At 67.5% G+C, this 21,317-nt stretch carries 24 protein-coding genes; 9 read left to right on the forward strand and 15 right to left on the reverse strand.

From position 1 onward, the window contains the following. The 8 genes from AC3WRI_RS30410 to AC3WRI_RS30445 all read right to left on the reverse strand — a co-directional run. On the reverse strand, positions 1-395 hold a 395-nt coding region (locus AC3WRI_RS30410), incomplete at its 3' end, for a hypothetical protein (protein ID WP_492294733.1). Positions 396-690: 295 nt separating this feature from the next. Beyond that, on the reverse strand, positions 691-1,353 hold the full coding sequence (locus tag AC3WRI_RS30415) for a carboxypeptidase-like regulatory domain-containing protein (protein ID WP_010811624.1): 663 nt from the start codon (positions 1,351-1,353) through the stop codon (positions 691-693). A gap of 11 nt (positions 1,354-1,364) precedes the next feature. Next, positions 1,365-2,357 carry a 5'/3'-nucleotidase SurE gene (gene surE / locus AC3WRI_RS30420; protein ID WP_010811625.1) on the reverse strand — a complete coding sequence of 331 codons (993 nt, stop codon included), beginning with the start codon at positions 2,355-2,357 and terminating at the stop codon, positions 1,365-1,367. Positions 2,358-2,449: 92 nt separating this feature from the next. Next, a complete protein-coding gene (gene dmpG, locus AC3WRI_RS30425; RefSeq protein WP_010811626.1) occupies positions 2,450-3,475 on the reverse strand; it encodes a 4-hydroxy-2-oxovalerate aldolase in 1,026 nt (341 codons plus the stop codon). 10 nt (positions 3,476-3,485) lie between these two features. Beyond that, a complete protein-coding gene (locus tag AC3WRI_RS30430) occupies positions 3,486-4,394 on the reverse strand; it encodes an acetaldehyde dehydrogenase (acetylating) (RefSeq protein WP_492294727.1) in 909 nt (302 codons plus the stop codon). Positions 4,395-4,439: 45 nt separating this feature from the next. Next, complete coding sequence (gene dmpE / locus AC3WRI_RS30435; RefSeq protein WP_492294729.1) at positions 4,440-5,222, reverse strand: 2-oxopent-4-enoate hydratase; 783 nt, start codon at positions 5,220-5,222, stop codon at positions 4,440-4,442. A gap of 69 nt (positions 5,223-5,291) precedes the next feature. Next, positions 5,292-6,854 carry a DUF1302 domain-containing protein gene (locus AC3WRI_RS30440; RefSeq protein WP_439669729.1) on the reverse strand — a complete coding sequence of 521 codons (1,563 nt, stop codon included), beginning with the start codon at positions 6,852-6,854 and terminating at the stop codon, positions 5,292-5,294. A gap of 138 nt (positions 6,855-6,992) precedes the next feature. Further along, positions 6,993-7,781 (reverse strand): SDR family oxidoreductase, encoded by a 789-nt coding sequence (locus AC3WRI_RS30445; protein ID WP_010811630.1) that lies wholly within the window; start codon positions 7,779-7,781, stop codon positions 6,993-6,995. A gap of 126 nt (positions 7,782-7,907) precedes the next feature. On the opposite strand from AC3WRI_RS30445, the gene AC3WRI_RS30450 reads away from it, so the two are divergent. The 5 genes from AC3WRI_RS30450 (at position 7,908) to AC3WRI_RS30470 (ending at position 10,996) form a co-directional block, all read left to right on the forward strand. Next, positions 7,908-8,780 carry an alpha/beta fold hydrolase gene (locus AC3WRI_RS30450; RefSeq protein WP_439672468.1) on the forward strand — a complete coding sequence of 291 codons (873 nt, stop codon included), beginning with the start codon at positions 7,908-7,910 and terminating at the stop codon, positions 8,778-8,780. 39 nt (positions 8,781-8,819) lie between these two features. After that, positions 8,820-9,605 carry an SDR family NAD(P)-dependent oxidoreductase gene (locus AC3WRI_RS30455; RefSeq protein ID WP_010811632.1) on the forward strand — a complete coding sequence of 262 codons (786 nt, stop codon included), beginning with the start codon at positions 8,820-8,822 and terminating at the stop codon, positions 9,603-9,605. Positions 9,606-9,628: 23 nt separating this feature from the next. After that, positions 9,629-10,006: a nuclear transport factor 2 family protein gene (locus AC3WRI_RS30460; RefSeq protein ID WP_439672469.1), complete on the forward strand. Its 378-nt coding sequence runs from the start codon at positions 9,629-9,631 to the stop codon at positions 10,004-10,006. A 13-nt stretch (positions 10,007-10,019) separates the two neighbouring features. Further along, complete coding sequence (locus AC3WRI_RS30465) at positions 10,020-10,673, forward strand: TetR family transcriptional regulator (protein WP_011616697.1); 654 nt, start codon at positions 10,020-10,022, stop codon at positions 10,671-10,673. An 86-nt stretch (positions 10,674-10,759) separates the two neighbouring features. Next, on the forward strand, positions 10,760-10,996 hold the full coding sequence (locus AC3WRI_RS30470) for a hypothetical protein (protein WP_010811635.1): 237 nt from the start codon (positions 10,760-10,762) through the stop codon (positions 10,994-10,996). A 73-nt stretch (positions 10,997-11,069) separates the two neighbouring features. Here AC3WRI_RS30470 and AC3WRI_RS30475 read toward each other — a convergent pair whose 3' ends face one another. Continuing rightward, positions 11,070-12,245, reverse strand: a complete 1,176-nt coding sequence (locus AC3WRI_RS30475) for a M20 aminoacylase family protein (protein WP_010811636.1) — start codon at positions 12,243-12,245, stop codon at positions 11,070-11,072. Between the two features lie 42 nt (positions 12,246-12,287). Beyond that, positions 12,288-13,325 (reverse strand): tripartite tricarboxylate transporter substrate binding protein, encoded by a 1,038-nt coding sequence (locus tag AC3WRI_RS30480; protein ID WP_010811637.1) that lies wholly within the window; start codon positions 13,323-13,325, stop codon positions 12,288-12,290. A gap of 144 nt (positions 13,326-13,469) precedes the next feature. Here AC3WRI_RS30480 and AC3WRI_RS30485 point away from each other — a divergent pair, with 144 nt between their 5' ends. After that, entirely contained in the window at positions 13,470-14,369 is a 900-nt protein-coding gene (locus tag AC3WRI_RS30485) for a LysR family transcriptional regulator (RefSeq protein ID WP_010811638.1), read from the forward strand. Positions 14,370-14,402: 33 nt separating this feature from the next. Here the strand turns inward: AC3WRI_RS30485 and AC3WRI_RS30490 are convergent, their stop codons facing one another. Then, positions 14,403-14,882 carry an SRPBCC domain-containing protein gene (locus AC3WRI_RS30490; protein ID WP_011616698.1) on the reverse strand — a complete coding sequence of 160 codons (480 nt, stop codon included), beginning with the start codon at positions 14,880-14,882 and terminating at the stop codon, positions 14,403-14,405. Between the two features lie 294 nt (positions 14,883-15,176). On the opposite strand from AC3WRI_RS30490, the gene AC3WRI_RS30495 reads away from it, so the two are divergent. Next, a complete protein-coding gene (locus AC3WRI_RS30495; protein ID WP_010811640.1) occupies positions 15,177-15,551 on the forward strand; it encodes a VOC family protein in 375 nt (124 codons plus the stop codon). Positions 15,552-15,569: 18 nt separating this feature from the next. On the opposite strand, the gene AC3WRI_RS30500 is transcribed toward AC3WRI_RS30495, so the two are convergent. Next, positions 15,570-16,280 (reverse strand): DUF899 domain-containing protein, encoded by a 711-nt coding sequence (locus AC3WRI_RS30500; protein WP_010811641.1) that lies wholly within the window; start codon positions 16,278-16,280, stop codon positions 15,570-15,572. A 349-nt stretch (positions 16,281-16,629) separates the two neighbouring features. Here AC3WRI_RS30500 and AC3WRI_RS30505 point away from each other — a divergent pair, with 349 nt between their 5' ends. Together AC3WRI_RS30505 and AC3WRI_RS30510 are read left to right on the forward strand one after the other, a co-directional pair. Continuing rightward, a complete protein-coding gene (locus AC3WRI_RS30505; RefSeq protein ID WP_492294731.1) occupies positions 16,630-17,586 on the forward strand; it encodes a D-2-hydroxyacid dehydrogenase in 957 nt (318 codons plus the stop codon). Between the two features lie 31 nt (positions 17,587-17,617). Next, positions 17,618-18,772, forward strand: coding sequence for a glycerate kinase (locus tag AC3WRI_RS30510; protein WP_011616700.1), 1,155 nt, complete (start codon positions 17,618-17,620; stop codon positions 18,770-18,772). A gap of 49 nt (positions 18,773-18,821) precedes the next feature. Here AC3WRI_RS30510 and AC3WRI_RS30515 read toward each other — a convergent pair whose 3' ends face one another. From AC3WRI_RS30515 to AC3WRI_RS30525, 3 genes are read right to left on the reverse strand one after another with little or no spacing between them, the layout of a single operon-like run. Next, complete coding sequence (locus AC3WRI_RS30515; protein WP_011616701.1) at positions 18,822-19,790, reverse strand: Bug family tripartite tricarboxylate transporter substrate binding protein; 969 nt, start codon at positions 19,788-19,790, stop codon at positions 18,822-18,824. A gap of 38 nt (positions 19,791-19,828) precedes the next feature. Continuing rightward, complete coding sequence (locus tag AC3WRI_RS30520) at positions 19,829-20,215, reverse strand: VOC family protein (RefSeq protein WP_010811645.1); 387 nt, start codon at positions 20,213-20,215, stop codon at positions 19,829-19,831. A gap of 19 nt (positions 20,216-20,234) precedes the next feature. After that, positions 20,235-21,188, reverse strand: a complete 954-nt coding sequence (locus tag AC3WRI_RS30525) for a hydroxymethylglutaryl-CoA lyase (protein ID WP_010811646.1) — start codon at positions 21,186-21,188, stop codon at positions 20,235-20,237. Between the last annotated feature and the right edge of the window lie 129 nt (positions 21,189-21,317).

A 21,317-nucleotide genomic window follows, 5' to 3' on the forward strand; every position in this document is an offset into this window, starting at 1 on the left:
GGCCACCCCTGCCCGCCGCCGGACCCGGGCAATTGTTGCACCATGTATTCATGCAACCGCGACAGTTCCAGCGCAATGCCATCCGGAAACCCCTGCCGCCCACCCCGCTTGTCTATCAGCAGCTCAACCAGGAAAGCACGCAGAGCCGCCGGGTTGGCAGAAAGCGCAGCCAGGTGGTTGCCGATGCGCGCATAGCGGCGGCACAGCTCAACGGGGCGCGCCTCGGCCGGCAGCGATGCCAGCCACCGCATGGCGACGTCTGACAGCAACGTATCTTTCGGCGACGGCGGGCGCCGCACGCCGGTCCAGTCAGGCTCGGTTTGCACTGGCGGCGCGCCGTCCAGTACCTTCTTTGCTTCCTCAACGGTGACGAATTCAAAAGAGAGGGGTTCCATACCGGCTCCGGGATCAGGCCAACGCGCACTGCGCATTAACGCGCATTCTAGCGATTACGGCGCTTCGCGGGCTAGTTTGATAGCCATGTCTTCAATGAACCGAATGCCTCAGCCTTCGTGCGCTTGCTTCACCACCTGGGCTACACCGGGCGCGCCACATTTTCGCCGGGTTTTAAGAAAGATTCAGGGGTGATATAAGAAAACAGAGACGCCGCCCCCCTTGCCAGGGGGCGGCGTTTGCGGCTAACACACCGGCCGCTTCAGGCCACCTGTTCGCGCCGCAGCGGCAGCCGCCTCACCCGCAGGTTCCGTCGGCCACGCACACGCCGCGCACCACCATCTCGCCCATGAAGTCCATGGAAGCCTGGTCGGCAATCGCGTCGCGCAGCGCATCCAGCGCGGCGTCATGGGGATCGCTGGCATTGCCTGCCTCCAGCGGCGTGTCATGCCAGCGCCGGGGTAAGGCAGCGGGGTCGATATCGACGCCGGCACCTGCCGCCAGCGCAGCCAGCACCGCGGCCTCCGCTTCGGCCATGGCGTCGGCGGACAGGTCCCTGGCGCGCCCCTGCCCGAAACTGTCGAACGCCTGATCCGGCGGCCCGCTCAGCAGCTTCCACAAGGCCAGCTCGGTCAGCGGCGAGCAGTTCACGGTGCGCGCGCCCAGCACCAGGCCATGCAGCCGCAGGCGGTTCGGCTCGCCCTGCGCGAGCCCGCCCTCGCAGCGCACCATCAGCGCGCCGCCCGGCACTGCGGCCAGGCGGAATGCGCCCTTTGCATCGGTGGTTGTGTTGTGCACTTGTCCTTGCGCATCGCGCAACTGCACGGTGGCGCCTGCCAGCGCGGCGCCGACGGCAGCCGTGCCGCTCACTTCCGGCGCATGGTCATCCCCGCATGCTGCGACCGCCGCGACCCCGCATGCGAGCACGAGGTGGCGCCAGGATCTAAGGTCCTTGCCCATGGTTGCTCCGCCTAAGGTGCCAGGGTGGCCAGCTCGCGGCGCGAGCGGTTGAACAGGCCGCGCGCCAGCGGCGTCGGGCGGAAGTCGACGTCAAGCGCCGAGATCGTGATGAACTTGGCCAGGAAGGCCGGCGTCTCCGCGATCCGCGCCAGCGCTGCCGCTTCGGTCTCCGGCGCGCCCACGTCGATCGATACCGTGTTGTCGGCATTGCGCTTGTAGGCGGTGGTAAAGGAATCCACCGTGCCAGGCGTGGTCAGGCGCACGCCGGCAGGAGTCCCGCCGGCAGCGATCGGGTAGTTGATGCTCAGCGGGTGGGCCACCGGCAGCAATGGCTGGCCGGCTGCGCGCGTGGCTTCCAGGCTGGCAATCACGCGGGCCAGGAAGGCCCCGGCCCTGGGGAACGCGGCCACGGTGCTGCCGAAGCCGGTGCGTGCCTCGGCAAAGTCCACGCCAACGCTCAGCGCGATGCCGGGCACGCCGCGGCGCGCGGCGAACAGCACGTTCATCACCGTGCCCGAGTGCGGGATGGAGTCCGACAGGTTCTCGCCGAAATTGGCCCCGGAGACGACCAGGTCCGGCGTGAAGCTGCTTTCCGGCCCAACGATCTTCAGGCCCATGGCGGTGGCGTCCACCGGCGAGCCGCTGCCCAGGTATTCCGGGTTGGTGGCATTGAGCGCGCCGCCTGCGACGAAGGTGGCCTTGACCCGGTGCACGCAGAAGGTGTCGGCGCTGCCGGCGAGCGGATCCACTACCAGCCGGGTGCGCCCGTCGGGCACGGCATAGGCAGCGCCCGAGCCGCTCTGGTTGGTGGCCGGCCCGACCGTGATGACGCGGTGGCCGGCGTCCTGCAGGGCCTTGCGGACCGCGGTGATGCCAGGTGCGGCGCAGCCGTCGTCATTGGTCAGCAGGATATTGAGCGCGTGCGCGGGGCTGGCCGCGGCGGCGAGTGCCGCGGCCGCGATACCTAGGCTAGCGAGCCGCAGGCGGGTGGGAAGTCGAAGCATGGGAACCTGTCTCCATTCTCTGGTGCCTGATGAAAGCCATGCCCGGCCGCGCAGCGGCGCCGCCAGGCTTGATCGAAACCGGGGCGACAGCGTCACGGCACCAGCAGGCCCCGTTCGCGCGCCAGCGTGATCGCCGTATCCTCGATCATGTCCTCCTGCCCGCCCACCAGCCGCTGCCGGCCGAGCTCGACCAGGATCTCGCGCGCGGGGATGCGGTACTTGGCCTCGGCGCGCTTGGCGAACAGCAGGAAGGACGAGTACACGCCGGCATAGCCCAGCGTGAGCGCGTCGCGGTCGATGCGGATGGGGTGGTCCATGATCGGCACCACCAGGTCTTCGGCCACGTCGGCGATGCGGTAGACGTCGACGCCGGTCTCGATGCCCATGCGCTCGCACACGGCCACCAGCACTTCCATCGGCGTATTGCCGGCACCGGCGCCCAGTCCTGCCGCGGCGGCGTCGATGCGGCTGGCGCCGCAGGCGATCGCGGCGAGCGAATTGGCCACGCCCATGGCAAGGTTGTGGTGGCCGTGGAAGCCCAGCTCGGTCTCGGGGCGCAGCGCCTGCCGCACGGCGCCCAGCTTCTCGGTGACGTCGTGCGGCAGCATGTGCCCGGCCGAGTCGGTGATATACAGGCAGTTGGCACCATAGCTTTCCATCAGCAGCGCCTGCTGCACCAGCGTCTGCACCGGTGCCATGTGCGCCATCATCAGGAAGCCCACGGTATCCATGCCCAGCTTGCGCGCCATACCGATATGCTGCTCCGAGACATCGGCCTCGGTGCAGTGGGTGGCGACGCGGATGGTATGCACGCCAATCTCATGCGCCATGCGCAGGTGGTCGACGGTGCCGATGCCGGGCAGCAGCAGCGCGGAGACGCGCGCCTGCTTCAGTTCGCCCAGCACCGCGCGCAGGTATTCCTCGTCGCTGTGCGCGGGGAAGCCGTAGTTGACCGAGGCGCCGCCCAGGCCATCGCCGTGGGTGACCTCGATCAGCGGCACGCCGGCGGCGTCCAGCCCGCGGGCAATGTCTTTCATCTGTTCCAGCGAGATCTGGTGGCGCTTCGGGTGCATGCCGTCGCGCAGGGTCATGTCGTGCAGGGTGATGTGTTGGACCATGGCTGGCTCCTCAGGCGTTGGCGGCTTCTTGCGCGCTGTCGGCGCGCATGGCGGCGGCAATGCACTCGGCGGTGCGGGCGGCCGAGGCGGTCATGATGTCCAGGTTGCCGGCATACTTGGGCAGGTAGTCGCCCAGGCCCTCGACCTCCAGGAAGATCGACACGCGCTTGCCGTCGAACACCGGGCCGTTCTTCAGCGTGTAGCCGGGCACGTACTTGCGCACTTCGGCAATCATGTCGTGCACCGAGGCGGTAATCGCGGCAACGTCGGGCGCATCGTCGGTCAGGCAGTGGATGGTGTCGCGCATGATCAGCGGCGGCTCGGCCGGGTTGATCACGATGATGGCCTTGCCCTGGCGCGCGCCGCCCACGGCTTCGATCGCGCCTGCCGTGGTGCGCGTGAACTCGTCGATATTGCGGCGCGTGCCGGGCCCGACCGAGCGCGACGACACCGTTGCCACGATCTCGCCGTAGGCCACCGGCTGCACGCGCGAGACCGCATACACCATGGGGATGGTGGCCTGGCCGCCGCACGTGACCATGTTGACGTTCATCTCGTTGCTGCCGATATGCGCGTCCAGGTTGACCGGCGGCACGCAGAACGGCCCGATCGCCGCCGGCGTCAGGTCGATCACGCGCACGCCGCGCGCGGTCAGCCTGGCCGAGTGCTCGGCGTGGACGTAGGCCGAGGTGGCATCGAAGGCGATGCGGATATCGTCGGCCTCCAGGTGCGGCAGCAAGCCGTCGATGCCGTCGCTGGTGGTCTTCAGTCCCAGCTCGCGCGCGCGCGCCAGGCCTTCGGAGGACGGCTCCACGCCGACCATCCAGACCGGTTCCAGGATGTCGCTGCGGCGCAGCTTGTAAAGCAGGTCTGTGCCGATATTGCCGGGCCCGATCAGGGCACATCGGATCTTGTTCATGGGGTCTCGCTTGGCAAAGTCAGGAAGTCAGGAAAGTCGTGTAAGTCAGCGGAACACGGCGCTGCAGCCGCCGATGCCGGTGATATGCATGGACAGCCGGTCGCCCGCCTGCACCGGAATCAGCGCCGCCAGCGAACCCGACAGGATGGTCTCGCCGGCCAGCAGCGGAATGCCGAAGCTGCCCAGGGTGTTGGCCAGCCACGCCACCGCGTCGGCGGGATGCCCCAGCGCGGCGCTGCCAAGCCCGGTGGCGACGCACTTGCCGTTCTTCTCGAGCGTCATCGCGCATGCGCCCAGGTCCAGCGCGTGCGGGCTGACGCGTTCCTCGCCGAGCACATAGACGCCGCAAGAGGCGTTGTCGGCGACGGTATCCTCGATGCGGATGCGCCAGTCCCGGATGCGCGAGTCAACGATCTCGAAGCAGGCCGCCACCGTTTCGGTGGCGTCGAGCACATCGGCGCGCGTCACGCCCGGGCCGCGCAGGTCGCGCCGCAGGAAGAAGGCAATCTCGCCCTCGGCGCGCGGCTGGATCAGGGTTTCGGTGGGGATGGGCTGCCCGGCGGCGTACTGCATGCTCTGCAGCAGGATGCCGAAGTCCGGCTGGTGCACATCCAGCATCTGCTGCACGGTCGCGCTGGTCACGCCGATCTTCTTGCCGGTGACGCGGTCGCCGGCCGCCAGCCGGTGGGCGATAAAGCCTTGCTGGATGCGATAGGCAGCGTGGACGTCGAGCCCCAGTCCGCGGCCGCTGAGCGGCGGCACCGGCGAGCGCGTGACCAGCGCATGGTGGAGTTCATTGCTGAGCGTGGTGATCAGGTCGGCGTTCATGGCAGGGGAGGGTCGGGCCGCACTGCCGCGGCGGCAGCGCGCCGCGGCAGTTCGGGTCAGGACAAAAGGTCAGAACGAGTACTTGGCGTTGAAGGCCACATAGTCGCGGTCAGCCAGCGGACGGTTGGCGATGTTGGCCCCGCCGATGAACGCGGCGTAGGTCAGGTTAAGCTCCAGGTTGTTCAGGTACTTGAAGGTCAGCCCCACGCTGGCGCGCTTGTCGCCATAGCCCAACAGCGTGCCGAAGGCGCCGGCCACCGCCGACTGGCCGCTGAACTGCTGAGCGTAGGTGAGTGGCACACTCATGTCCCAGCCATCGAACACATTGTTGTAGTTCAGCGACCAGCCCACCTGGAACGCCGCCGAGTTGCGGGTGTTCGACAGCTTGCTGAAGCCCATCACCGGGTCCACGTCGAGCACGTGCAGGTAGGCCACTTCGCCCAGCAGCGTCTGCGAGTCGGCCAGGAAGGTCGGGCCCACCGAGTAGATCGCGGAGAGCTGGCCCTGCAGCGCCTTGCCGCGCGTCGCGGTGGGCGAGCCGGCCACGTCCACCAGCATCGGCACGCCGTCCTTGTAGCTGACTTCACCGGCGACGTTGGCGCCCAGCATCTGCGTGGAGAAGCTGGCGCCGGTCAGGTTGATGCCGCCGTAGAACTTCTGCTGGTATTGCAGCGTGGGAAAGAGCGAGGTGACCACGCTCGGGTTCTTGTCGTGATAGCGCAGCTGGTACAGCCCGATCTCGGTGCTGTCAAATACGCGGAAGCGCGCGCCCACGCCCCATTGCCCCCAGTCCGAGGGGCGGATATCCGGGCCGCGCGGGATGTTGAAACCGGGCCCGATGATGAACTCCGCGCCCGGGCCGACCACGTCGGTGGAGCTGAAATAGCTGCCCGGTGCGAAGATCTGGTTCGGCTTGTAGGTGAACTGGTAATAGCCCATCACGCTGAATGCCGGCGTGACCTGCAGCTGCAGCGACGCCTGCGGCACCGGCAGCAGGATGTCCTTGACCTCGGCGCCCGGCACGAAGGCCTTGGTGGCATCGGCAGGCCCTTGCGCGCCGGCGATATTGGCGAAGAACAGGCTCTCGCCCCAGGCGACCACCTGGTTGCCCAGCTTGAAGCTCAGCTGCGTGCTGCCGATCGGCGCCGCGCCATAGACATAGGCATCGAGCAGTTGCGCGCGGTGCTCGTGATAGTCCTGCGCCGAGTTGGTGAACTGGTTGAACGGACCGCTGTGGTTGACCGTGAACGGCGCATTGTTCGAGTTGGTGCCGCTGTAGGCCCAGTCCTGGAACACGCTGCCGCGCACCAGCGCGCCGAAGACGTCGTGCTTGAGATGCGCTTCGCCCAGCAGCGAGACGCGGTTGGCGATCAGGTCGCCGCGCCTGAAGTTGCGGTTGCCATCGTCGCCGTTGATATTGGCGGGGCTCAGCAGTGTGTTGCTCTGGTGGCCGGTGCGCACCGCCGCGCCGTAGGAGGCGGTGACGCTGTAGTCGAGCGTGGTGTCGTGGCCAAGGTCGATGGTGTCGCCCGCCCTCGCTGGCGTTGCAAGCAGCGCGGCCAGTGCCGCCGCGGCAGCGATTGGCCGCAGCCGGTTGCGGCGTTTCAGTGGGCCGAGTTGTGGATGGTGCATGGTGGTCTCCCCCGTGGTGTCGGTGTTGGTTCGTTGCCTGGCACTTCGAATGGCGCTCGCCTGGTCGCAAGCGTAGAGAGGGGCAGCCATGCACAAATCGGCAGAACGGACTAGGCGGTTTCCCTACAGGCGGGCCGCTCAGCCGCGATTGACCGAAGCGGCGTCGAGAAAGGCCGGGCGCTCGCCGCCGCCATCGATCACGAGATTGGCGCCAGATACGTACGACGCCTGCGGCGATGCCAGGAACAGGCACGCGCCGGCGATGTCGTCCGGATGCGCGAGCCGGCCCAGCGGCACCGTCGCGGCCATGGTGCGCAACGCCTCGGGGTCACCGTAGTGCTGCTGCTGCGAGGTCTCGGTCAGCACCACGCCCGGGCTGACCGCGGCAACGCGCACCTTGGGCGCCCATTCCACCGCGAGCGTGCGCACCGCATTGAGGATGCCGGCCTTGGCGGCGCCATAGGCCGCCGTGCCGGGCGAAGGGCGCAGCGCGCTGACGCTGCCGACGAACAGCTGGGTGCCGCCGCCAGCCTGTTGCTGCATGCGTGCATTGGTGCGCTGCGCGAGCTGCAGCGGCGCCACCAGATTGAGCCGGATCACCGATTCCAGCAGCCGTGGCGAGGCCTGCGCAACCAGCGCGAACGGCGAGCCGCCGGCGTTGTGGATGACCACGTCGAGCGTCGGGCTGGCGTGCGCGATCTGCGCCAGCATGGCATCGACCTGTTCGATGTCGCGGATGTCCGCCGGGATGAAGCGGGCGCTGCGGCCATCCGCGGCCGGCAGTTCGCTGTCGTCGGCGGGCGCGGTGCGGCCGCATACGAAGACCTGCGCGCCGGCGCGCAGGAAGGCCTCGCTGATGGCGCGGCCGATGCCGCGCATGCCGCCCGTGACCAGCACGGTCTGGCCGGTGTAGTCGAATCCTGTCATGGGTCCCCCTTGATGCATGGAGCGCCCATCGTAGGAGAAGTGGCCGTCCGGATCGTAGTCCGAATGAACGATGCCCGCGCGGGCAGCGCTGCGCAATATGCTGGGCAAACCACGGGAGACGCCCTCATGTCCGCTACGTCACAGCACACGCCTTTGTCCCCACACCCGAACCTGCCGGTCGGGCGCTTCGTCATCACGTCAACGGGCCTGCGCCTGCACTGCCTGGACTCCGGCAGCGGCGAGCCGGTGGTCTTTATCCACGGCAGCGGGCCGGGCGCGAGCGGGCACAGCAACTTCCGCCACAACGCGCCGGCCTTCGCCGAGGCGGGCCTTCGCACCGTGGTGGTGGACCTGCCCGGGTATGGCCTGTCGTCCAAGCCGGACGATGTCGAGTACACCCTGGACTTCTTTGTCGCCGCGCTGCGTGAGCAGTTGCTGGCACTGGAGCTGCCGCGCTGCGTGCTGGTGGGCAATTCGCTTGGCGGCGCCATCGCGCTGAAGTACGCGCTGGATTTCCCGGAGCATGTCAGCCGCCTGGTGATGATGGCGCCCGGCGGCGTGGAAGAGCGGGAAACCTATTTCCAGATGGAGGGCATCCAGCGCATGGTGTCGCTGTTTACCGGCGGCCACATGAACCCGGACACCATGCGGCAGCTGCTGCAACTGCTGGTGCACGACGCCAGCCTGGTCACCGACGCGCTGGTCGATGAGCGCATGGCGGTGTGCCGCGAGCAGCCGCGCGAGGTGCTGGCCACCATGAAGGTGCCCAACCTGACCGAGCGGCTGGGCGAGATCCGCTGCCCGGTGCTTGGCTTCTGGGGCACGGAAGACCAGTTCAATCCCGCCTCGGGCGCCACCAGATTCCTGGCCGGCTGCGCCGACGCGCGCTTCGTCATGATCAACCGCTGCGGCCACTGGGTGATGGTCGAGCACGCCGCATATTTCAACCGTGAATGTCTCGGCTTCCTGGCGGATACCGCCCAGGGCGGGGCGGCATAATTGGCTCGCACGTCCACACAAGAAGACCCAGGAGACATCATGGAATACCCGTATAGCCTGTTCGACCTGCGCGGCAAGGTTGCCGCCATCACCGGTGCCGCGCGCGGCATCGGCGCGGAAACCGCCCGCGTGCTGGCGGCGGCCGGCGCGAAGGTCGCGGTACTAGACGTGCTGGAAGCCGACGGCAAGGCCACCGCGGAAGCGATATGCGCCGAAGGCGGCGAGGCCGAGTTCTGGAAGCTCGACGTCACCAGCGAAAGCGACGTGAAGCGCGTGTTCGCGGAGATCGCGGCGCGCTTCGGCGGCCTCGGCATCCTGGTGAACAACGCCGGCATCGAAGGGCCCAATGCGCCGACCCATGAGCTCGCGCTGGAGCAATGGCAGCAGGTCATGGCCGTGAACGTGACCGGCACCTTCCTGTGCACCAAGCACGCCATCGGTCACATGGAGCGCGCCGGCGGCGGCGCCATTGTCAACGTGTCGTCGATGTACGGCATCGCCGGCGGGCCGGACGTGCCGCCTTATCACGCATCCAAGGCCGCGGTGCGGATGATGGCCAAGACCGATGCCATGCTCTATGCCGGCAAGGGGATTCGCGCCAACTCGATCCATCCCGGCTATATCCGCACGCCGATGCTCGAACACGTGGCCCAGGCCTCGGGGCAGGGCGAGGCGCTGTTTGACTACCTGGGTGGACAGACCCCCGCGGGCAAGGTGGGCCAGCCCCGCGACATTGCCGCGGGCATCCTGTACCTCGTGTCCGACGCCGGGCGCTACGTCACCGGCGCCGAGCTGGTGATCGACGGCGGCTACACCGCACGCTAGAACCACCAGACAAGGAGAACCCCATGCCCGATAGCGCCGCGATGAAAGCCACGCTGCTCGCCTATGTCGATCGTTTCAATGCCGGTGACGCGCAGGGCGTTGCCGCGCTCTACGCCGACGATGCCACCGTCGAAGACCCGGTCGGCGCGCAGCCGATCGCCGGCAAGCCGGCCATCCTGGCCTTCTACCAACACACCACCGCACTGGGCGCGCGCCTGGAGGTGGTGGCGCCGCCGCGCGGCTCGCACGGTGACGCCGCCGCGCTGACCTTTGCCGCGCATGCCCGCCTGGAAGGGCGGCCGGCCCGCATCGACGTGACCGACATCATGACGTTCGGCGCAGATGGCCGCATCCGCAGCATGCGCGCCCACTGGGGGCCGGACGACGTGCATTTCCTGTAGGCCCGCCGCGCCCATGGCCCGCCACACCCGCGAAGATGCCGCCGTCACGCGGACGCGCATCCTGGCCAGCGCGCTGCAACTGATCCGGCACCGCGGCCTGCATTGCGTCACCGTGGACGATGTGGCCCGCGCCATCGGCATGACGCGCGGGGCCGTCTACGGGCATTTCCGTTCCCGCGCCGAGTTGCTCGGCGCGCTGCTGTCGTGCGCCGAAGCCGACTTCGCCGCCCGCCTCGCGCCGCTGGCGCAAGGCCGCGCCGCCAACGGGCCAGGCACGCTGGAGCAGGCGCTGGCCGCCTTGCTCGATGGCGATGACCTGGCGCGCCATGTCAGCCTGCTGGCCGCCCTGCTGCAGCACAAGTGCGGCGACGACTGCGAGCTTTGCCCGCTGCGCGCCCGCGTGCTGGCGGGCGTCGAGACCCTGCGCGCAACCTTCGCCGGCCTGCTGCCGGCCCCAGGCATGGCCGGCCTGCTGGTGGCGCACCTGTGGGGCCTGCTGAGCGCGCACGCCATGCATCTCGCGCCGTCTGGCCTGTCCGGCTGTGCCGCAGCGCTGGCCCGGCTGTATCAAGGGCCCGACGTGCCGCCGCATCCGGCCCTGTCCACCATCCCTTCCTGTCGACCCGACGCCACTTTCGATCCGGCGCTGCTGCGGGATACCCCTTAGTCTGCTCGGACGAAGCGTTTCGGGCCGGCGCTGACTACGATGCTTTCAAAAGCATGGAAACCCAGCAAGGGTGCGGAGGAGACAGCATGAAGCGGCTCGGATTTCGTTGGGCGGCGGGCCTGGCCGGGGCCGGCGCCGCGATGGGCGCGGCCTGGGCGATTGCCGTGGGCGGCGACCTTGCCACCGCGCATGGCAGCCAGGACGAGATGCCCGCTGTCAGCGTGGCCTCCGCCGACGCGGCGCAAGACCACTGCAACGACGCCTGCGTGCGCAGCCGCGGCACCGCGGCGTTGGTGGTGCTAAGCCAGAGACCTCCGCATTGACCCGTCGATCGACCTGCCTATGCAGGTCGATCGACGGGCCAGTCCCTAATAGCCGAAACAGCGATCTGCAACCTCAGTCGATCAGGAAGCGCTGCGTCAGCAGCGCCCAATAGGCCGCGCCGATGGTGACGTTGTCGTCGTTGAAGTCGTAGCCGGGGTTGTGCACCATGCAGGCGCCTGCGCTGTCTCCATCGCCGTTGCCGATCAGCAGATAGCTGCCGGGGCAGCGCTCCAGCATGAAGGCGAAGTCCTCGCTGCCGGGCAGCGCCGGGCCTTGCGGCACGACCTTGTCCGGCCCAAGCAAGGCGAGCGCCGTCTGGCGCGCGAATTCCGTCTCTTCCGGAGTGTTGACGAGCACCGCATAGCCTTGCCGGTAATCGATCTCGGCGCGCACGCCGTAGCTTTCCGCCTGGGCCTGCACCAGCGCCTTGATGCGCCGCTCCAGGGTGGCACGCACGTCGCGGTCGAGCGCCCGCACGCTGATTTCCAGCGTGGCTTCCTGCGGGATCACGTTGTTGGCCTTGCCGGCATGCATGGCGCCGACCGTCACCACCGCCATCTGCAGCGGGTCGACGTTGCGCGAGACCACGGTCTGCAGGGCCAGCACGATGCCGGCGGCGGCCACCAGCGGATCGGCTGCCCGGTGCGGCAGCGCGCCGTGGCCGCCCACGCCTCTGACCGTGACGGTGGCGTAGTCCGACGAAGCCATGGTGGGACCGTCGCGCAGCACCAGCCGTCCCTGCGTGATGCCAGGCATATTGTGCATGGCGAAGACGGCGTCGCAGGGATACTTCTCGAACAGCCCGTCCTGGATCATGCGCACGGCGCCGCCCATGCCTTCCTCGGCCGGCTGGAAAATCAGGTTTAGCGTGCCGGAGAACTGCGCTTCCTGCGCCAGGTATTCCGCGGCGCAAAGCAGCATGGCGGTGTGCCCATCGTGCCCGCAGGCATGCATGACGCCGGCATGGCTGCTGGAGTAGGGCAGGCCGGTCGCCTCGCCGATCGGCAGGGCGTCCATGTCGGCGCGCAGGCCGAGCCGGCGCGTGCCGCTGCCGCGCCGCAGCCTGCCCACCACGCCGGTGCCGCCCAGCCCGCGCTCCACGTCGTAGCCCCATTGGGCGAGGCGCTCGGCCACGGCGTCGCTGGTGCGGTGCTCCTGGAAGCCAAGTTCCGGATGCTGGTGAATGTCGCGGCGCAGCGCAACGAACTTGTCCGCGCGGGAGCGCAGCGATTCCAGGATGGCGTGCATGGGATTTCTCTCCTCTCTATATGCGATGGCATTGGCGTTGCGTCATTGCGGCTGCAGCCCGATGGCCTTGGCCAGGCCGCGGTAGCGCGCCGTCTCGCCTTCGTAGAAGCGGGCCGCCTCCTGCAGCGTCATCGGCGTGGCCACGGTCTGCATCTGGGCTTCCAGCCCGGCGCGCACGGCGGGATCCTTGAGGACATTGCCGAGCGCCAGGTTCAGGCGCTGCACCACCTCGGGCGGGGTTCCCTTCTTCACCATGAAGCCGGTCCAGATCGTGAAGGCGAAGTTCTTCAGCAGCTTGCCTTCGCCGATGGTGGGCACATTGGGCAACAGCGGCGCCCGGGTGGCGCCCGCGGTGGCGAGCAGTTTCAGCCGTCCCTGCTGGGCCATCGCGCCGAGCGCGGCGTTGAACGGCACGATGGCGAAGTCGAGCTGGCCGCCGCCGAGGTCCTGTACCAGCGGCGCCGCGCCCTTGTAAGGGACGTGGGTCATCCTGGTGCCGGTGAGTTGCTGCATATGCTCGACCAGGATGTGGTACAGCGAGCCCACTCCCACGCTGCCGTAAGACAGCGGCTTGTCCTTGCGGCTGCGCGCCAGGGCGATCAGTTCGTCCGCGGAGTTGGCTTCCAGGTCCTTGCGTGCGATCAGTGCCAGCACCGCGGTGGAAATCGGCTGCACCAGCTGGAAGTCCTCCGCCTGCAGCTTGACCGCGGCATTGGCCAGCGGAGACAGGATCACTTCGTTGGGAGAGCCCTGGAACAGGTAGTAGCCGTCGCCCGGCGCCGACAGCACCTTCTGCGCGGCGATGGCGCCGCTGACGCCGCCCAGGTTCTCCACCAGCACGGTCTGGCCGAGCTGCTTGCCGACGGGCTGGCTCAGCACGCGGGCGATGGCGTCGGAGGCGCCGCCGGCGGGATAGGGCACCATCAGTGCGATCGGCTTGGCGGGATAGGACGCCCCGGTCGCCCCCGCGGCTGCGGTCGCGCCGGCCGCGCCGGCGCAGATCGGGCTGGCCAGCACGGCGGCAAGCAGGCCGCCAGTCAGCCTCGTCAGCGGGCGGCGCAGGCATTGTGTGAGGGTCATCGTCGTCTCCTGATCATGGATGCCGCGTCTGTCTTGTTGCCCCGGCGGGACGCACGGCTGGCAGCCATGTTAGGAAGGCGGCAACCTGATGTCCAATGCATCATTTTTCTCATTATCATTACAAGATTGCATGCGAGGACGGCGATGAACCTGATTCAGCTCAAGCACCTGATCGCGCTGGCGGAGACCGGCTCGTTCAGCCAGGCTGCCGCGCGGCTGCATCTGACGCAGCCGGCACTCAGCCGCAGCATCCAGGCCCTGGAAGCGGAGCTGGGCATGCCACTGGTAGACCGCATCGGCAAGCGCAACGAACTGACGCCGTTCGGGCAGCTGGCGCTGGAAAGGGCACGGCGCATCGTCTTCGAGGCTGGCGAGCTCAGGCAGAGCGCGCTGGCGTTGCAGGCCGGCCAGGCGGGCACGCTGCGCATCGGCCTGGGATCCGGGCCGGGCGCCATGCTGATGACGCCGCTGCTGGTGCATATGGCCAGGCACCATCCCAGGGTCAGGCTGACCATTTCGCGCGGCGCGACCAATCTGCAGCTTCAGCAGCTACGCGCCCGCGCGCTTGACGGCGTGGTCATCGATCTGCGCTCGCTAGTGCCGGGCCCCGACCTGCGCGTGGAGCGGCTGCCGGACCTGCGCGCCGGCTTCATGTGCCGCAGCGGCCATCCGTTGTGCAAGCTGCGCCGCGTGAGCTTCGACGATCTGCTGGCCTATCCGATCGCTTCCAGCCCCCTGTCGGACGAGGTGGCGCGCATCCTGATCGCCCACTTCGGGCCACGCGCGCATCCCGACCAGATGGTCACGCTGCGCTGCGAGGAGATCTCCAGCCTGGTGGAAGCCGCCCGCATCACCGATGCGGTGTTCCTCGGCATCATCGCCGCCGCGCGCGAGCCCATGGCAAGCGGGGAACTGGTGGAGCTGGCATTGACGCCGCCCTTGCACACCAGCGCGCAGTTCGCGCTGATCACCTTGCAGGGACGGACCGAGACGCCCGCAATGGAGATGCTGCGGGCATTCATGGCGGAGAGGATGCGGGAGTAGCGGCGCTCCCGCCCGCGTACAGGCAATGACTGCTCAGCGCAGGCCAGCCTGCCGTTGCGCATTCAGCGCTTCCGCGCGCGCCTTGACGTCCCGTGCCACCTGGTCGAAGCCCTGCTTCACCCAGGCACCGTGCTCGCGCATGATGGTCTCCGCGTTCAGCCCCAGGAACAGGTCAGTGGTGAAGTAGCGGGTGCGCCCGGGCCCGACGGCTTCCAGGTACTGGTCGCGCCGGGCTGCATCCTTGTTCTCGTCGGTGGGGCGCTGCTCCCACGAGAGCAGGCGTTCCGGCTCCCACGCCACCAGGTACTCGTTGACCGGGATGACCTGGTCGGTGCCGGGGATGCGCACCTGCATGTACACCATGTCGCCGAGCCGGCCGGTGGTCTCCAGCTCCGGGCAGAACGTATTCCATTCCGCGTAGCGCGCAAAGTCGGTCAGCACTTCCCACACCAGCGCTACCGGTGCGTCGATCTCCACCTGGATCGACGTCACGAGATTCTCTGCTTTGGCCATCGGCCCCTCCTTCATGAAAGTCATCGGGAAGGGACACACTAGAGCCGTGTGACTTCGGTTCGCATACCCCGAACGGACGAGTCCGGGTGGACGAAGGCGATGTTGTCGAGGTCAGGCAGATTGAGGCTTGCCCCGAGCGCGCGCGGTCCGGCGGCGGCGACGCGCGGCGGGGTCTCAGTCTCCAACTGCTGTGAGCTTGGTGCCGGCCATCCGGGATGGCTGGCATTTTTTTTGGTTCATCGTCAAACTCTGGGGTCGGGCCGCGCGCAGGGCCCACACACTTCAGGAGAACCCATGTTTGACCACGTCAAATTCGGAGTCAGCGACTATGCAGCGAGCAAGGCGTTCTTCCTCAAGGCACTCGAACCGCTCGGCGTAGCGGTTGCCTCGGAGGGGCCGCCGGCGTACGGTGTCGAGCTTTGCCCAAAGGGCAAGGCTTCATTGTGCCTGTTCCAGACCGAGGAAAAGCCGGCGCATCTTCACCTGGCGTTCACGGCCGAGAATCGCCGGCAAGTCGAAGCTTTCTATCGCGCGGCCCTGGAGGCGGGTGGCAAAGACAATGGTGCGCCTGGCCTGCGCCCGCACTACCACGCCAACTACTATGCGGCGTTCGTGATTGGTCCGGACGGGCACAACATCGAAGTGGTTTGCCACCAACCCGAGGCCTGACCCTGCCATCGAGGACGATTATTTCCCCTCGGGGTATTCCAGCTTCGGATACCAATCCGCCCCCCGGCCTTCCGGCGTGGTGTCCAGCAGGGTCCACAGCGGATCCAGGTCCGGCGCACCGCGCGGGTCCTGACCCGGGTCGACCGAGAGGGCATACATCTCGCTGCTCCAGAAATGGCGGATCTTGCCGTCCCGGCGCGTAAACACCGAGTAGCCCGGAGCGTCGGCATCTTCGGGGCTGACATAGTCGCGGGTGAAATCGCCGTCGACGTCCGCATAGACCTTCAGCTTGGTCCAGCCCCGCGCCTTCTTGGCGGCGACCAGGCGATCGATGGGCGAGCGGGCGATCATCGCCAGCGCCACGCGCTGCTCGATGTCCGGGACCTTGTGATCCCACGACGCCATCACCGACGTGCACATCGGGCAAGGCTGCTCCCGCTGCGGTCCGAACATATAGCTGTAGATGACCAGGGTGTCCTTGTCGCCGAACAGTTCGGCCAGCGTGACCGGACCGCGTTCGCCCTGGAAGGTATAGCGCTTTGTCACCTCGCCGCCCGCGGGCAGGCCGCGGCGCTGTTCGGCCACGCGCTCAATGTGGCGCCGCAGCTCGATCTCCTCCGCGAGCAGCGCATTGCGCGCCTTGCGGTACTCCGCGCTTTCATTGGGAAACCGGACGGGGTTTTGTTGCGCCAACTCGGTTGAGGGAATGAGTTTTGCAGTGGTGTTCATGTGGGTCCTCCTGCCATAGCTACCGCGAATGGCCGGGGAATGTGATGCCGTCGCGCAGCGTCGGCGTTTCCGCGGCCCCTCACGTAGTTCGTGTCAGCCCAGGCCGAAATGTTCCACGCCATGCAGGGCCGATGCTGCCGTGACGTGGCCATTGCCTTTCCATTTGAGAAAGGAAGATGGAGAAAGCCGCGATTCCAGCTGGGCCTGCCTCCCCTCATCATGTCTGTGGCGCAATAACGCGGCAGATGCCTGCCGCCCTTCGACCGCAGCCCGTCCCTACGCGCCAGTGTGACAAGCCGTGCCTCACATCGGCACGCTGCGGGGGGCCCGCAACCTGGATGTCATGGCAATGAAGATCGTATTCCTGGACCGTTCCACCATCTCGCCGCAGATCACGCTGCCAGCGCTGCCGTTCCCGCATGAGCTCCAACTCTACGGGGAAACGCCTGACGAGGACGTCGCCGCGCGCATCGCCGCTGCGGACGTGGTCATCACCAACAAGGTGAAGCTGGATGCCCGCCAGCTTGAGCAGGCACCGAACCTGAAGCTCATCGCCATTGCGGCGACCGGCACCGATGTTGTCGACCTGCAAGCCTGTGCCGCCCGCGGCATCGTCGTCTCCAATATCCGCAACTATGCCGTCCATACGGTGCCGGAACATACCTTTGCCCTGATCTTCGCGCTGCGGCGAAGCCTGGCCGCCTACCACGATGCGGTCCGGCGCGGCCGCTGGCAGGAATCCGGATCCTTCTGCTTCTTCGACTACCCGATCAAGGACTTGCACGGGTCGGTGCTTGGCATCATCGGCGACGGCGTGCTCGGCCAGTCGGTGGCCAGGATGGCGAGTGCGCTGGGCATGCAGCCGCTGTTTGCGGCCCACAAGGGACGCGAGGGCATGGGCCCGCTCTACACGCCTTTCGACGAGGTGCTGCGCCGTAGCGACATCATCACCTTGCATTGCCCGCTGGTGGCGCAGACACGCAACCTGATCGACACCGCGGAGTTCTCGAAGATGGAGCGGCGCCCGTTGCTGATCAACACCGCCCGAGGCGGGCTGGTCAATGAAGCGGCGCTGGTGGAAGCGCTGCAATCCGGAAAGGTGGCCGGGGCCGGCTTCGACGTTGCGACGCAGGAGCCGCCCGGCGCGGAACACCCGTTCCATCAGTTGAAGGATGCGCCGAACTTCATCCTGACCCCGCACGTTGCATGGGCCAGCGACGAGGCCGTGCAAGGCCTGGCCGACCAGCTTATCGACAATATCTGTGCCTTCGCGCAAGGCGCGCCCAGGAACGTGGTGGCCGCATGACGTGCCCGCCGGACGAAGGATGGTGCCGACAATGAAAGCAGCAGGACTCAAGGTGCTGGTTGCACCTGACTCGTTCAAAGGCAGCCTCAGCGCGACCGAGGTGGCGGATCGCATCCGCGCCGGCATCCGGCGCGCGGTGCCTGGTGCGGATGTCACCGTGGCACCGATCGCCGATGGCGGCGAAGGTACCGCCGAAGTCCTGGCGGCCACGCGTGCGGGCGTGTGGGAAGCGGTGGTTGCCACCGATGCCAATGGCGTGCCAAGGCCGGTGCGGTACTTCCGCGTCCGCACGCAGGAGTTTGGCGAGCTCGCGATCGTCGAGGTGGCTGAAATCGTCGGCCTTCCGCACGCCCTGCTGGCGCCGGGGCAACGCACGACCAGGGGCATCGGCCATGTCATCCGCGCGCTCGCTGAGCGCAGTGTCGATACCATCGCGATCGGGCTGGGCGGATCTTCCACCAATGACGCAGGTGCCGGCCTGCTGGCGGAAACCGGCTTTTGCTTTACCGATGCGCAGGGCAACGCATTGTGGCCAACCCTGGATACGCTGGACGCGATCTGCGCCGCAACGTATCAGCAGCCTGCGCAGCTTGGCCGGGTCCGGCTGCTGGGCCTGTCCGACGTCAACAATCCGCTCTGCGGGCCAAACGGCGCGACCTTTGTCTTCGGCCCGCAGAAGGGCGTGCAAGACCTGGCCGCTGCGGATGCCCGGCTGGAACGGTTTGCAACGCGATGCGCCGCCGTGGTCGGGCTGGAGGTTGCCGATGCGCAAGGCAGCGGCGCCGCCGGCGGCATCGGCTTTGCGTTGCACCTGCTCGGCGCCGAGATCGTTCCCGGCGCGGCCTTTGTGCTGGGTGCTGCCGGCCTCGATGCAGGGCTCGGCGCCTTCGACTGGGTCATTACCGGCGAGGGACGGTCCGATGCGCAGACCATGATGGGAAAAGGTCCTGCCATGATCGCGCGCATGGCGCGCCAGGCCGGTGTGCCGGTGACGCTGCTCTCAGGCGCCGTCGAGCCCGATGCCGGACTGGCCGAAGCCTTCGACGGGTGCATCTCGATTCAGCAGGGGCCGGTATCAATCGGCTTTGCGATGGAGCATGCGGCGGCATTGCTTGAGGATGCTGCGTGCCAGCTTGCGCGCCTGTATGTCGCCGCCAGCCGGCTGGAAAATCGCCTGGGCGTATAGAAAAAACGGGTCTCCCCACCCGGGGAGACCTTCCACGCATCGACGACACTTAGTCCGCGCGAATATTCGATGTCTTGACCACACGCGACCAGGACGCCAGTTCCTGATCGACGAACTTGCCCAGCTCCTGCGGCCCCATGTAGGCGGCAAAGGCACCTTGTTCCTCGATCTTCTTCCTGTACGTGTCGCTGGCCACGATCTTCTTCACCTCCTGGGACAAGCGCTCGACGATGGCCGGCGGTGTATTCGCCGGTGCAAACAGTGCAAACCAGGATTCCACCTCATACCCTGGCAGCCCAGCCTCCGCGGTGGTCGGCACATTGGGCATGGAGGGATGGCGCTTCGGTCCGGCATAGGCAAGCGCCTTGATCTTGCCCGCCTGCACATGCCCGATCACGCTCGGCGGGGTCGTGATGAACATGTCGACCTGCCCGCTGATCAGGTCGGTGACCACGGGCCCGGCGCCCTTGTACGGTACGTGCGTCATCGGCACCCTGGTCTGCCGCGCCAGCATCTCGCCGGCGATATGCTGGATCGAGCCATTGCCGGACGAGGCATAGAACAGGCCCTTGCCATTGCTTTTGCCGTAGGTAACCAGTTCGGCTATCGATGTCGCGGGCAGCTTGCCGTTGATGGCGATGACGTGCGGCGCGCGCATGACCAGCGCCACCGGGACGAAGCTGGACGGCTTCCAGCGGATCTGCGGGAACAGCGCCGGATTGCCGACGTGGTAGCCGGAATACTGAAGCAGCAGCGTATAGCCGTCCGGCGCGGCGCGCGCCACGGCTTCGGTGCCGATATTGCCGCTGGCACCGGGCTTGTTGTCCACCACCACGGGCTGGCCAAGCGCGGCCTGCAGTTGTTCGCCGACCAGGCGGGCAACGATATCGGTGGATCCGGCCGGTGCGCTGGGCACCACCAGGGTGACCGGCTTGGTGGGATAGGCGTTGGTGCTGTGGGCCGGGGCGGCCGCAGCCAGGGCCGCCAGGGCGGCCGCGGCGATCGTCATGCGTTTCATGGGTGTCTCCTCCATCGTTTTGCCGGGTTGGCCGATCTTCAGTCGACCAGTTCTGATATCTCGATCAGGTTCAGGTCCGGATCGCGCACGTAGACCGAGCGGATCTTCTGCGTTGCGCCGGTGCGCGCCACCGGTCCTTCGACAATGGGCCACTGGCATCGCCGAAGATGGGCGATGACGTCGTCGAGCGGGACGGAAGCGATAAAGCAGAGATCGAGTGCGCCGGGAACGGGCAGGTGTGCCTTGGGCTCGAACTCGGCGCCGCGCTGGTGGAGATTGATCTTCTGGTTGCCGAAGCGGAAGGCCAGGCGACCGTTGCCGAAGGTTTCAGGCTGCATCTGCATGACTTCGGTGTAGAAGTGCCGCGTGGCTTCGAGGTCAACACAGGTGAGCACCAGATGGTCAAGATGGTCGATCAGGGACATGATGGTTTCCGGGTCGGTGTCAGGGCTGGAAGGCCCGTTGTTCGGGGATCGCGTCGGCGGCAGGCATCGGATGCAGGTCGAGGCGGCGGCCGGCCTTCAGCAGCTGGCTTGGGACGTCATGGCCGATCAGGCCAGGCAAGCGCGCGGCGGCATCCAGGATGGCAGCCAGGTCGACGCCGGTGTCGTAGCCGTCCAGTTCAAGCATATGGACGAGTTCTTCGGTGCAGACATTGCCGGTCGCGCCCGGCGCATACGGGCAGCCACCGAGGCCGCCCAGCGAAGCGTCGAAGCGGTCGATGCCCTGGTCCAGCGCGGCGAGCGTATTGGCCAGCGCCAGGCCCCGGGTATTGTGGAAATGCAGGGTCAGCGCCAGGCCGGGGAACTGCCGCCGCGCGGCTTGGCACAGCCTCGCGACCTGGGACGGGAACGCCATGCCAGTGGTGTCGCACAGCGTCACGCCGTGAGCCCCCAGGTCGGCGAAGCGCTGCATCCAGCCCAGCACGTTTTCCAGCGGCACGTCGCCTTCCATCGGGCAACCCATCGCGGTCGACAGCGAGATGTTGATCGCGGTCGGCGTCTCCCTCACCACGCGGATGACGTCGGCAAGCTGGGCAAACGATTGCTCGCGCGACATGCGCAGGTTGGTGCGGTTGTGGCTTTCGCTGACCGACATCACCAGGTTGACCTCGTCGACCTGGCAGGAGAGGGCCCGCTCGGCGCCGCGCACATTCGGCACCAGCACCGTGTAGACCACACCGGGGCGCCGCGCGATGCGATGCATCACCGCTTCCGCGTCGCGCAGCGCGGGAATCGCCTTGGGCGAGGTGAAGGAAGTCACCTCGATCCTGGCGTAGCCGCATGCGCTCAGCGCGTCGATCAGGGCAACCTTGTCATCGGTCTCGACAAAGCGGGCCTCGTTCTGGAAGCCGTCTCGCGTGGCGACTTCATGTATGTACACCTTCCTGGCAGTCATGCCGGTCTCCTGGTCAGATAATCCCTGCCATGCGCCATGCCTCGCGCTGTGCCGTGCCGATGCCAAGGCCTTCCAGCACCGCGTCGGTATGCTGGCCAAGCGCGGGGGCGGGGTTGGGCAGTGCGCCGG

Source organism: Cupriavidus sp. FW305-27 (assembly GCF_058787995.1).